This window comes from Paenibacillus sp. tmac-D7, assembly GCF_006519665.1.
GTDB classification, from domain to species: domain Bacteria; phylum Bacillota; class Bacilli; order Paenibacillales; family NBRC-103111; genus Paenibacillus_G; species Paenibacillus_G validus.
On the sequence record NZ_VIDW01000011.1, the window covers coordinates 89,826 to 101,833 of the forward strand.

At 54.8% G+C, this 12,008-nt stretch carries 10 protein-coding genes; 3 read left to right on the top strand and 7 right to left on the bottom strand.

Annotated elements, in window-relative coordinates; genetic code table 11:
* Positions 1 to 12 precede the first annotated feature (12 nt).
* From FKP33_RS10380 to FKP33_RS10405, 6 genes are all read right to left on the bottom strand, one after another.
* Entirely contained in the window at positions 13 to 1,956 is a 1,944-nt protein-coding gene (locus tag FKP33_RS10380) for a TOMM precursor leader peptide-binding protein (protein WP_141334895.1), read from the bottom strand.
* Complete coding sequence (locus FKP33_RS10385) at positions 1,953 to 3,875, bottom strand: putative thiazole-containing bacteriocin maturation protein (protein ID WP_141334897.1); 1,923 nt, start codon at positions 3,873 to 3,875, stop codon at positions 1,953 to 1,955. The genes FKP33_RS10380 and FKP33_RS10385 overlap by 4 nt, the downstream gene beginning before the upstream one ends.
* Positions 3,876 to 3,929: 54 nt before the next feature.
* Positions 3,930 to 4,313, bottom strand: coding sequence for a hypothetical protein (locus FKP33_RS27100; protein ID WP_181410111.1), 384 nt, complete (start codon positions 4,311 to 4,313; stop codon positions 3,930 to 3,932).
* 421 nt (positions 4,314 to 4,734) lie between these two features.
* Entirely contained in the window at positions 4,735 to 5,331 is a 597-nt protein-coding gene (locus FKP33_RS10395) for an MSMEG_1061 family FMN-dependent PPOX-type flavoprotein (RefSeq protein ID WP_127605228.1), read from the bottom strand.
* Between the two features lie 48 nt (positions 5,332 to 5,379).
* On the bottom strand, positions 5,380 to 6,390 hold the full coding sequence (locus tag FKP33_RS10400; protein WP_141334901.1) for a FecCD family ABC transporter permease: 1,011 nt from the start codon (positions 6,388 to 6,390) through the stop codon (positions 5,380 to 5,382).
* Positions 6,387 to 7,424, bottom strand: a complete 1,038-nt coding sequence (locus tag FKP33_RS10405) for a FecCD family ABC transporter permease (protein ID WP_236595729.1) — start codon at positions 7,422 to 7,424, stop codon at positions 6,387 to 6,389. The genes FKP33_RS10400 and FKP33_RS10405 overlap by 4 nt, the downstream gene beginning before the upstream one ends.
* A gap of 184 nt (positions 7,425 to 7,608) precedes the next feature.
* Between FKP33_RS10405 and FKP33_RS10410 the strand changes: the two genes are divergently transcribed.
* Positions 7,609 to 8,568: an ABC transporter substrate-binding protein gene (locus FKP33_RS10410; protein ID WP_141334902.1), complete on the top strand. Its 960-nt coding sequence runs from the start codon at positions 7,609 to 7,611 to the stop codon at positions 8,566 to 8,568.
* Between the two features lie 104 nt (positions 8,569 to 8,672).
* Here the strand turns inward: FKP33_RS10410 and FKP33_RS10415 are convergent, their stop codons facing one another.
* On the bottom strand, positions 8,673 to 9,458 hold the full coding sequence (locus FKP33_RS10415; RefSeq protein ID WP_127605234.1) for a formate/nitrite transporter family protein: 786 nt from the start codon (positions 9,456 to 9,458) through the stop codon (positions 8,673 to 8,675).
* 247 nt (positions 9,459 to 9,705) lie between these two features.
* Between FKP33_RS10415 and gdhA the strand changes: the two genes are divergently transcribed.
* Both gdhA and FKP33_RS10425 read left to right on the top strand, forming a co-directional pair.
* The gene (gene gdhA / locus FKP33_RS10420) at positions 9,706 to 11,067 is read left to right on the top strand and encodes an NADP-specific glutamate dehydrogenase (protein ID WP_054799229.1); all 1,362 of its coding nucleotides are present in this window, start codon (positions 9,706 to 9,708) and stop codon (positions 11,065 to 11,067) included.
* 150 nt (positions 11,068 to 11,217) lie between these two features.
* Positions 11,218 to 12,006, top strand: coding sequence for an MBL fold metallo-hydrolase (locus FKP33_RS10425; protein WP_141334904.1), 789 nt, complete (start codon positions 11,218 to 11,220; stop codon positions 12,004 to 12,006).
* Positions 12,007 to 12,008 lie beyond the last annotated feature (2 nt).

The window sequence follows — 12,008 nt, forward strand, 5'->3', positions numbered from 1 at the left end:
TCCTACTCGCGTTTATGGAAACGGATGCGGATGCGGATTAAGCTGTTCAAGTGTGAGCGGCTGCTTCACATAGCCGAGTTCGGCCGGAACCCGCAGCACCCTTTCCAATCCTGTCAAGCGCGTCAAGTGATGTCCGAATGTCATCGGCAGCATGCCCGGTATCAGTACTTTCACACAGTGCAGTCCGTTTCGCCTCATCTCCGCCGTCGTCTGATTCACGACGATGACTTCGAGGTTCAAGCGGTTGAACACTTGAATCAAACTCATCAGATCATCAGTAAGATCGGCCCGTCTCTCCCTTGGCTTGAATTCCTCGTTAAAGGTTCGCAGCGGGCGCTTCTCATCGAGCAAAAAGTGCAGGCGTTCTTCCGCCTGCGGCAAACCGTACAGCATGGAGTGGTGTTCCATCTGCTGCACCAGGGACGAATCTTGGAGCATTCGCGCATATTCCTCCCGGTTTGCCTCAAATTTCTCGTCCATCGTCCGCATCATACCGGCCAACTCGTAAATCGCGCCTTTCACCGCCCGGATCGGGTCCAGATGGGAGCCTGCTGCACAGATGAGGTTCAGCCCGGTCGGCTTCCTGTTTTTCGCCACGGCCCAGACGCTGGGGATCCCGTTCTCCATCGTCGCGTTAAATACATGCAGATCGAATCCCGCCACGGCCTGCACACGCTCGACCATCAACTGCAGCTCCTCGTCGTCCGCTGAACGAAGCTCGAGGCGCGGGAGCGGCAATTGCGCGTACCAGGTCAGCAAGAAGGAATCGCGCTCCACGATCTCCAAAATACCGTAAAATATAGCTTCCTCCAGGCTTCCGCCCAAGGCGCAGCCGTTGGAGGTTTCATAAACGAAGCCGTGTCCGCAGCCCAAGCTGTAATAGGAGAGCAGCTCCGGAACGAGAATCGGCCGTTCCTGCAGGAACGAATAGCCCCATACCCAGTCGATTTTACGATCGGGATGAAACGGCTTGAACGGAAACCTGGGACGCTCATACTGCGCCTTGTCGTGCACGCCAACCTGGAAAGGGTTGAGCGCTTGGTCCCGCAGACGGCTGAAGCTGTCGCGGATGACGGTCCGCTTGCCCCGGGGAGTAACGCCGCCGTAGCGCTCCAAAGCCTCCAGAACGGCGGTCAGCTCGCTTTCCGCATAGGAGTGCGTCCGGCCCGCCGAAACTTCATCGCCCGCGAACAGCGGCTGGTTCACCGTTACATCGGCAAACGGCGACACGAGATCTACCATTTTTCCGTTCAACAGGCCGGTCCGGTAATCCAAGTAGTCTTTGAGCAAAACTTGCTTCAGTTCGTCCAGCGGACGGCAGCGGAAGCTGTCCGGGCTGCTCTTCGGATTAGGCTGCAGCGAAATGTGCGCAGCTTCCGGCGAATCGTCGGGCACTTGCCCGCAAACGGAACAAAGCGGGTTGGGCAGGAAGAAGTGAAGCGAGCTGCGCAGCGTTTTCAGGTTGATGGCATATACCTTGTCTCCCAGTAAGGCCGGTTCTCCCTGAAGCGCTCGCCGGGCTTCCGCCGCGAGCAGGTGAGCCGCCTGCAGCAGCCCTGTGCGAGACGCCCACGCATCGCGGCGGAAGCCCTCGTGCGCAGCCAAGCTTTGCCGCAGCTCCCACATTTCCTTGCGGTCGCGCCCCGCCATCAGATGCCGCATGTCGGCGCACTGCGAGCACCCGGGGATACCCGGGCGAACCAGCGGTCCGATGAGGCCCTCGCCGAAGTGGACGAAGCCCCGTAACCAGGCAATGCCGGCCGACTGGAACATCTCTTCGGCCTCATGATACGCGGAGGGATGCCACGCATCATGCAGCAGCAACGCCAACTCCGCTGCTTGCGGGATGCCATCTCTCAAGCCTGTTTGACGAACGACCTGATATTGGGCGGACAACTCGCTGCATACATAGTCGGCCAACAGTCCATCTCCGACAACCGCGACGACAGCGCTCATTGATGCTCCTCCTCTCGCCATACCACGCCGAACGCACCCGCCAGCTCCTCTTCCCACAACGGTTCCGCCGTCAGCTCGAAGACTTCGAGCCGCTTCTGATTCCGCTTCAAGACCTGCAGGGCCGATTGCAATACCTTCGACTGCTCCCCGTCTTCACACGGGGAAATCACGAGGCTTTGCCGTGCGTTTCTTTCAGGCTGCAGGGATAACACCTCGACGGCTTGCGTCAGACGCGCCGCCGGATGTTGTACCTTCAGCAGCGCCTGCTGCAAGGCTTGCCGCAAGGCCAGCGTCGCATTCAACCCTGCACTGCCGTACCAGCGACCGCCCGTTCCGATCCACGCTACGGGGAATCCGCACAGTTCCTCCCCCAGCCCGATCATCGGTTCTCCTTGCAAGGTAGTCAACGCCTGTAAATAATACCGGCAGCGGTCATCCTCTACCGCACGAAGCCGCAGCGGAATGACCGTTGTCTGCCGCTCCTCTTGCCGCTTGCGCAGTTCCTCGTCCAAACGATGACGCAGCCCGCGGCTAACGCCTTCCGCGACGGTTGCCCCTGCTCCCACACCGACGAATTCATGCGGTTGCACAAGCTTACCCTCTGCCAGCGGCCGGACCATACGCGACAGATACGCTTCGATCCCGGCCAGCCCCGCTTCCCTTCGCGCTTCCTCATGCGTCAGCCCCGCAGCAATGATGTCCGGCAGCGGCATAACCGGCCCCTCCGAGAGCGGATCGGCCGGCCGGACGCGGCATAGCGCCAACGGCAGCTGCTTCAAGTCGCCCTCCTCCCAACTGTGGAAAATGCCCGATTGCGGCGATGTCAGCTGGTTAAAGAAAGGAAGCAAACCCCCGGATTCATCCCCGTCCTTGCTGTGTTCGAGCCGCACATCGAGATCTTGAACCCATTGGACGGCGGCACGTCCGGTCACCAGCGGATGGGGGACGAACGTATGCCAGCCGCCTTCCAGCGTCTCCAGATCAAGGAGGAAGAATTGATTGTACAATTCCGCTTCGGTCATGCCCGTAATCGTTTTAAACAGCTCAAACACAATGACATTCGCGAGCATCGCTCCCGCTACGGAAGAAAACGGGTGCAGCTGCGGGTCTTTGTCGATGGCGGACCGGTGTATCCGGCGCCAAGCCGACTCCCAGCACCCCTCGGAGTCCGGGTGCACCACAGGGCCGGCGAAACCGACCTGCTGCATACACATGGCGGGGAGAAACACCTTCTTCTCAGCTCGGCAAACCGCATGAAGAGCCCTCAGTTCCTCGGTATTGCCCTCCTCCGACACATACAGAATCGAATGAAACGGCTGCACGGCTTCGCGCCAGCCCTCTTGCAGGCCAACCTCTACAAGCGCCGCCTCGGGATCGGCTCTGCGGGCATGCGCCTCCAGTTCCGCCAACCGCCACCGGTGGGCCGGCTCCGACTTCGTGATCAGCACGTGGACCTTAGGCATGCCGGATTCGAACAACGCCGCAACGAGCGAGGCCAGGAAGGAACCTGAGCCGACCGCCAATACCGGGGCTTCCCGATAGGATTGGAAACGGTACGCGCCCGAATCGCCGAAATTGTCCAACAATTCAATTTGCGGGGCAAAGTTTTGGAGAACTTCGTCCGGCAATTGATGCGGGCGGTCTTGACTCACATCCCGGACAAAACCGTTTTCGTACATTTTTCCTGCGATTTCATACACCCGATTCCGATACGGTTCCGGTAATCCGTTCGTCAAATCGTCCAACGTGTACTTGCCGTTGAACACCGGGATCAGCTTCTCGATCCATTGATCGATCGTACTGCCTTCCAACTTGAACGAGCCTGAGTTATTTCGAAAATAGACATGGCCATCTGGATCAGGAAGAAAAAACGTATCCCCTTTCACTTTCAGACGCATAGAAGGATTCAAACCCGTCATTCCGCTCCTCCTTACCGCGAGCAGCTTTATAAGCTGTGCCCTCACGTTTTATCTTTATCTTATGTACGGCTTGTTGTCCCACTTGCCTAATCTTTTTCTTGTTGAGAAAAAACCCCTGCGAAACAAATGCATGGTCTGCGCAGGGGTTACCTTTTCTTCAATACCAGCCGCGGTTTCCTTCAGAAAACTAGCCTGCGAAACAACGGTGGGCACAACCGCCGCAGCCGCCGCAGCCGCCGCAGCCACCGCAGCCGCACCGGAAGCCGCCACAGCCGCACCGGAAGCCGCCGCAGCCGCACCGGAAGCCGCCACAGCCACAACGGAAACCGCCGCAGCCGCATCGGAAGCCGCCTCCGCCGCACTGGAAGCCGCATAGTCGAGCCGGATCGTACTGGCCTTGGTACTCCATAGGTACCATCTCGCCTGCTTGGAATTCACTAATTTTCAATTGTTGAAGCTCTTTTTTGAAATCATCCATGATTTAACCTCCGAAAATTTAGTTTAGTTGGAGTTTGCCGCGTAACAGGAATGTGCAGGAAGCACGAGCTTTAGGCAAACGCACCATCCAACATATACTGCAACTGTATGAAGGAGGCTCCGCTCTTGTTACTGATTTTCTCCTTTTTCTTTGCAGCCCTTGGCCACATGCAGGCCCCATCCCGCTTCCATCGGCGGAGATTCCACAGCTGCCTATACCTTCTTGCCCCGGAAGCTTCCCCGCATCATGGAAAAAACAAATAAGGCACCCTCAACAGGTGCCCTTACCGCTTACCGCACAATGAGAAATATATTTCCGCAGATTGCGCATCGGACCTGATATCCGAACGCCTTCATCCTTGTTCCCTTTCAAGGACGAAGGCTATTCCTTCAGTGTGTAGCCATTGATCTTCAAGTGAGCTTGAAACATCTCCGCTGCTGAAGGCAAGTTCTCTTTCGAAGGCCACGTGTCAACATCCCAAATTTGAGATTTGTTTAAAGCTCTGGAGCAATGGATAAAACATTCCTCCACCTCAACCACAACGCTAAGTAAAGGAGGCTCTTGGTTCGCGGGCCACTTTGGCATAACGTCAGCGGTTTTGACTACACAGGCACGTCCATTAATCCGCAGCACTTCATGGAGTCCGGGGATGAGAAAGAGAAGTCCGGCATGAGGGTTGGATAAAATGTTAAACATTGAATCCCCCCGTCTGTTGCCCGGTTTTTCGGGGATCATCAATCGACGCTCATCCAGAATGTGCACAAATCCCGGCTGATCCCCCCGGGGGGAAACGTCGCATTTCCCTTCTGCGCTGCTGGTCGAAATGAATACAAGTGGCGACATGGAGATGAAATCCTGGGTACGTTCATCTAACTGAGCAACACTTTTCTTTACAACCGCTTGGTGAGGCGTCCCTACCAGCTCTCTTAACTCGTTCTGCGAACGAATGGAAAGTTCAAAAATATCGCTACCGTCCATGGTTGAATTCCTCCGTCTTCTGGTCAAAAATGGTCATCGTCATCCGCCTTACTTCACTCTCATCAGCAAATACACAAAATACGGTGCGCTAACCATGGAAATGACCAGTCCGGCGGGAATCTCGGTGGGCGGCAAGGCGTTTTTTCCAATCGTATCCGCCAGCAGCAGGATGAGCGAGCCCAACAGCGCCGCTGTCGGCAGCAGCATCTGATGTCTGGGCCCGACAAGGCGGCGGGCGATATGGGGAGCGATGAGGCCCAGGAAGGAGATTCCTCCCCCGGCAGCCACACCGAGACCCGCCAGCGCCACCGCCAGCACGAGAAGGATGAGGCGCTCCCGGTCTGCACGAACACCGAGTCCCATCGCCACCGGACTGCCCAAATTTAATACATTAAGCGTATGAGCTTTATACAGCGTGTACGGAAGCAGCACCGTATACCAAGGCAGCAGCGCCCATACAAACGACCACTGCGTCGTCCACAAATCGCCCGACAGCCAGACCGCCGCTTTCATGAAGTCAAGCGGATTCAGCCTCAGCTGCAGGGCAATCAGGATAGCGCTCAGACCGGCGTTGATGCCTATCCCGACCAGAATGAGACGAGTGGCTTGAAGTCCGCGCTTCCAGGCAAATACGAAAATGAAAACTGCGGTCAATAAGGCCCCGGCAAAAGCAAAGAGCGGCAGCATGAACGTGCTTAGCGTGCTCAGCCCTCCGGTTGCAGTTTGAAACAAGGTGATATAAACGACGACCGCTAACCCCGCTCCCGCATTAATCCCCAGGATGCCGGGATCCGCCAGTTCGTTGCGCGCCGCGCTTTGCAAAATAGCCCCGGAAACCGCCATGCCGGCGCCAACGAGGAGCGCCAGCACGATGGAAGGCAGCCGAATGTGCAGCAGGATCAGCTGCTGTTTCTCGCTTCCGCTGCCGATGAGCGTCCGGAATACTTCGCCGGGTGACAGCGAAACGGCGCCGAGGTTCAGGCTGACTAAAGCGACAAGAAAGAGGAGCACCGCCAGCGCCAGCATCGTCCAACCAAATTTACCCGGCATGCTGTTCATGAGAACCGTCCCCCTTCTCTTCGGACTAAATACAGGAAGAACGGCACGCCCATGGCGGCTGTCACTACGCCAACCGGCGTTTCGTACGGCGGACTGATCATCCTTGCCCCTACATCGGCCAGCACCAGCAGAAAGCTGCCCAGCACGGCGGAAACCGGAAGCAGGAAGCGGTAGTCCGGCCCGACCAGCATGCGGCTGATATGAGGGACAACCAGTCCTACAAAGCCGACCGCCCCCGCTACGGCAACCGAGCTGCCCGTTAACAGCAGCACCGCGAAGACCCCGAGTATTTTAACCAGCATCACATGGATGCCCAGTCCCTTCGTCACTTCCACTCCCAGATTGAACAGCGTTAACGAGCGGGCGAGCAGGAGGGCCAGCGGAATGCCGATCGCACCGGCTGCCGCAAGCATCCGAACCGCCTTCCAATCGGTATTGGCCAATCCGCCGGCATACCAGAAGCTCATCTCTTTCGACACGTCAAAATGCAGCGCCACCACGGAAGTGAGCGAGCTCAGAAACATGCCGATCGCCACACCGGCAAGAGCCAGCTTGACCGGCGTAATCCCCCCTTTGGAGACGGAGGTAATCGTAAAAACAAAGAAGGCCGCGAGCCCCGCGCCGATCATCGAAGCGGCTGTCGCCCCAAGCGCCGAAACGCTCGGGAACAGCGTCATCGTGATCACGAGAGCGAACGCCGCCCCGTAAGAAACCCCTAGGAGCGAGGGCTCCGCGAGCGGGTTTCTTGTCATCGCCTGCATAATAGCGCCCGATATCGCGAAATAAGCGCCAATCAATATGGCCGCCAGAGCCCGCGGCAAACGGATTTCCCCGACGATTTGGTGAGTCGTATTACCGGCTTCATAATGAAACAAAGCCTCCCATACGGTTGCCAGCGTCAAGTTTTTCGTCCCGTAAACAAGAGAAAGGGCCAGCGCCAACAAGACACAAATGATGCCGACGGAAAACATCAAGCCGGTTCGCGCCCCCCGTCCCGCGGGTGCCTTGATTTGTCCGAACTGGTTCGTTGCCAATTACATTCAACCTTCCTAAACCGTTAATAGGGTACTGATGAGAATTATTATCATTATAAAAGTATGTAACGCTTGTTTCAATCACTTTCGCATAAAAGAGCCCGATTATGAAATTAATGGATGTTGACGATTATCTTGAGAATGGTTATCATTATCGTCGGAAACACATTCGAAGGAGGCCACTATGCTATTTCGCAAACAAACGATAGGATCGACCATTCTTATGATCTGCGCTTTATTCCTGCTGGCCGCATGCGGCAGCAATGACGGCAAGAGTACAAGCGTGAACGAAAGTCATAAACAGGCTGGAGCGGAATTGAAAGTAACGGACGCGATGGGCGAGGTGACCGTTCCCGCAGACGCCAAACGCATCCTCGCGCCGCACCTGGAAGATTCGCTGATAGCACTGGGGGTAAAGCCTGCGGCCCAATGGTCGATCGGCGCTACGGTGCTCGATTACCTGCAGACCGATTTGAAAGGCGTGCCTACAATCGGTTGGGATTTGCCGATCGAACAAACGATCGGAGCTGACCCGGACCTGATTATTTTCAGCTCGGCATCGGCTATCCAAAACGGGCAGTACGAAAGCTATAAAAAAATCGCCCCGACTTATATTTATAAAGATGCGGATAGCGCTGACTGGCGGAAGCAGCTGCAGATCATGGGCCAGCTGCTCGGCAAAGATAAGGAAGCCGCCGATAAGTTGGCCAGTTACGATGCGAAAGCCAAGCAGGCCAAGGAGAAGATCAAGGCGGCAATCGGCGACCAGACAGCCGCGATTCTTTGGGTGATCGGCGACCAGTACTATCTGTTTGAGAATAACCGGTTTGCGGCGAACGTCCTGTTCGGTGACCTCGCGGTCGCTCAGCCGAAAATGATCCAACAACTGCCTGCGGCGGAGAACACCTGGAAACCGATTGCTCTTGAAGCATTGGCCGATCTCGATGCCGACCATCTGTTCCTTGCCAGCAAGCCGGAAGAAGCCGGTCTGGACAAACTGAAGCAGAGCGCGATTTACAAAGGACTCAAGGCGGTCAAAGGCGGTCACGTGTATGAGATGGCCGATCCGAGTCCCTGGACGATCAGCGGCCTCATAGCCAACGAAATCACGATGGATCATATCGTTAAAGCCTTAGTGAAATAACGAGGATCGTTACAAAGAAACTCCCGGCTGAGCATACCGTCGCTTGGCCGGGAGTTTTTCGATTATTTTTTGCAAAACCTCCCGCACGTTCTACCGGCAGGCTGCTACCTGCTTCTCTCCTGCGTACCTCTGATATAGGAGATCCAATACACGAGCGCAACGAATAGCGAACCTCCAACCGCATTGCCCAGAAAGACAGGAATGAAATTACTGCCCCAATCGGCCCAGCTGGCATGACCTGCAAAAATTGCAGCCGGAATGATAAACATATTCGCGACCACATGCTGAAAGCCTATAGCTACAAAACCCATGATTGGAAACCATATGGCCACAATCTTCCCTGTGACATCGTCGGCCGAATAGGAAAGCCAGACGGCCAGTCCGACCAGCCAATTGCACCCGATGCCGGATACAAACGCCTGAAGAAAAGTTTCACCCAGCTTCGCATCGACAATCGACAGCGTTTTCGCCAGGAATGGACCTTCGGCCGTTAACCCGACCACATGACCGAAAAGGAACGCTACACAAACAGCGCCCAGAAAGTTACTCACGGTGATCCAAAACCAATTCCGCAGAAGTTGACGAAATGAAGCTTGCCCGGCAAGCATCGCCATCGTTACCAGCATCATATTCCCGGTCAGGAGCTCCCCGCCGCCGACGATGGTAAGAACGAGACCTAACGGGAACACAGCCGCCCCTAGAAACCCGGACAAGCTCCCCCACTCCTTGGGCATGCTCCCGCTGACACGAATATCCAATAAAAAGCCTAAAGCGATAAATGCGCCGGCCAAAAAACCGAGGGACAACAGCGTTGGAAGGGGCAAACTTATTTTGCGCTTGCCTGCCTCGATGCTTAATTCCGCGACCCGTTGAGGAGTATTGTAAGCCATTGATTACCTCCAACCCTTATTCCCTGTTAGGTTTTCCCTATTTGGACTTGTTATTCCTGATTTCTTTTCACAAATTTGGAGTTGTTTTTTTGTAACAAAACTGTATACTTAACAAGCGGTGTAAATAATTGTTGCCGCATTCTTCATCCTGTGTAAAAATAATAAATAGTAGTTTCTTACTTGCCATAGGCTTGATATGAATTAATTTTATGAAGGTGGTTGAACAACAGTGAGTATTCTTCAAACGATGAGTCAAGAAGAAGTGAACGCAAGAGATTACGTTCAGGACGTATACGAAACCGTCGTCAAACGCAATCCTCATGAAAGCGAGTTTCATCAGGCAATCAAAGAAATCCTCGAATCCCTAATCCCCGTTATCGCCAAGCATCCGAAGTATAAGGAACATGGCATTCTGGAGAGAATCGTTGAACCGGAGCGATTGATCAGCTTCCGGGTACCTTGGGTAGACGACCAAGGGATTGTAAGAGTGAACCGCGGATTCCGCGTACAATTTAATAGCGCGATCGGGCCTTTCAAAGGCGGATTGAGATTCCACCCTTCCGTCAACGCCAGCATTATTAAATTCCTCGGATTCGAACAAATCTTTAAAAATTCCCTTACCGGCCAACCGATCGGCGGGGGCAAAGGCGGATCGGATTTCGATCCGAAGGGGAAATCCGATGGAGAAATTATGCGGTTTACCCAAAGCTTCATGACCGAATTGTTTAAATATATCGGCCCCGATACGGACGTGCCTGCCGGCGACATCGGCGTAGGCGCCAGAGAAATCGGGTACATGTTCGGCCAGTATAAACGAATCCGCGGTGGCAATGAAGCGGGCGTGCTGACAGGTAAAGGCATTGTATACGGCGGCAGCTTGGCACGTACGGAAGCTACCGGATACGGTACCGTTTATTTTGTTAATGAGATGTTGAAATCGAAGGGATTAAGCTTTGAGGGAAGCACGGTTGTCGTTTCCGGATCAGGCAACGTAGCGATTTACGCGATCCAAAAGGCCACCCAGTTAGGCGCAAAAGTCGTTGCATGCAGCGATTCTAACGGGTACGTCTATGACAAAAACGGAATCAATCTCGAGACGGTACAGAGATTGAAGGAAGTCGAAAGAAAACGCCTCAGCGAGTATGTGAAGGAGCATCCGGACGCGATCTACTCGGAAGGCTGCCAAAACATCTGGACGATTCCATGCGATATCGCGCTGCCTTGCGCTACGCAAAACGAAATCGATGAGACCTCCGCCAAAATATTGGTCTCGAACGGTGTTCAAGCCATCGGCGAAGGCGCCAACATGCCTTCCACGCTCGATGCCATCGACGTATTCTTAAAAGCCGGTGTGTTATTCGGACCCGCCAAAGCCGCCAATGCGGGTGGCGTAGCGGTTTCTGCGCTCGAAATGTCGCAAAACAGCATGAGATATTCGTGGTCCTTCCATGAAGTCGACGACAAGCTCCATCAAATTATGAAAAATATTTATAGAAACTCCGTCAACGCCGCTGAGGAATACGGTCATCCCGGTAATCTCGTGGTAGGCGCCAACATTGCCGGATTCCTTAAAGTCGCGGACTCTATGATCGCGCAAGGTGTCATCTAATCATGAACCAAGCACCTCTTCTGACGAAACGTTGGAAGAGGTGCTTTTTTTTTCCTATCCATGGGGCAGTCGGGGCTTCCTGAACGAAAGAGGGGAATAATTCGGATGAAGCCGCGCATCCTAACCACATGAATGGAGGGAATGTAAAAAATGGATGCAGGGCCTGAAGATATGCTGTACATGAGAACATTAATAGCGAATGTCGTTTTTGTCGGAGAACCGGGGAGCGATGACTGGGTGTTGGTGGATGCGGGTGTCTATACGTTTGCCGATAATATTGCAGATACCGCGAAAAAACGGTTTCGTTCCGTTCAGCCGCGAGCCATTGTACTGACCCACGGACACTTTGATCATGTCGGGTCACTTGCAGATTTATTGGAGCTCTGGGACGTTCCGGTATATGCTCACGAAAAAGAACTCCCCTATCTTACGGGGAAGGCGGATTACCCCGAGCCTGATCCAACCGTCGGAGGCGGCTTGATGTCGCAAATATCGCCTCTTTATCCTCGTAAAGGCATCGATATCGGTCAGCGGGCTCAAGCGCTGCCGGATGATGGCAGCATCCCCGTGATGCCCGGCTGGCGATGGATTCACACGCCCGGACATACGGAGGGGCATGTTTCCTTATTCCGCGAATCGGACCGGACGCTCATAGCCGGGGATGCTTTTATTACAGTCAAGCAAGAATCAGCGCTCGCCGTCATCACGCAACGTGCAGAAATTCATGGACCTCCCGCTTATTTTACCGCGGAGTGGGACAAGGCCTGGGCATCCGTCAAACGCTTGGAAGCTCTCAAACCGCTCTTCGCCGTTACAGGACACGGCATCCCTATGTTCGGGGAAGAGCTTGAACAGGGACTGGCCAGGCTGGCCCGCGATTTCGATAAGCTGGCGATTCCGGAGCATGGCCGATACGTCCATCATCCTGCTGAAGTATAACC

Excerpts from the sequence above, each read along its gene's own strand:
- FKP33_RS10380 (WP_141334895.1), bottom strand. The coding sequence starts at position 1,956 with ATGAGCGCTGTCGTCGCGGTTGTCGGAGATGGACTGTTGGCCGACTAT.
- FKP33_RS10385 (WP_141334897.1), bottom strand. The coding sequence starts at position 3,875 with ATGACGGGTTTGAATCCTTCTATGCGTCTGAAAGTGAAAGGGGATACG.
- FKP33_RS10395 (WP_127605228.1), bottom strand. The coding sequence starts at position 5,331 with ATGGACGGTAGCGATATTTTTGAACTTTCCATTCGTTCGCAGAACGAG.
- FKP33_RS10400 (WP_141334901.1), bottom strand. The coding sequence starts at position 6,390 with ATGAACAGCATGCCGGGTAAATTTGGTTGGACGATGCTGGCGCTGGCG.
- FKP33_RS10410 (WP_141334902.1), top strand. The coding sequence starts at position 7,609 with ATGCTATTTCGCAAACAAACGATAGGATCGACCATTCTTATGATCTGC.
- FKP33_RS10415 (WP_127605234.1), bottom strand. The coding sequence starts at position 9,458 with ATGGCTTACAATACTCCTCAACGGGTCGCGGAATTAAGCATCGAGGCA.
- gdhA (WP_054799229.1), top strand. The coding sequence starts at position 9,706 with ATGAGTCAAGAAGAAGTGAACGCAAGAGATTACGTTCAGGACGTATAC.
- FKP33_RS10425 (WP_141334904.1), top strand. The coding sequence starts at position 11,218 with ATGGATGCAGGGCCTGAAGATATGCTGTACATGAGAACATTAATAGCG.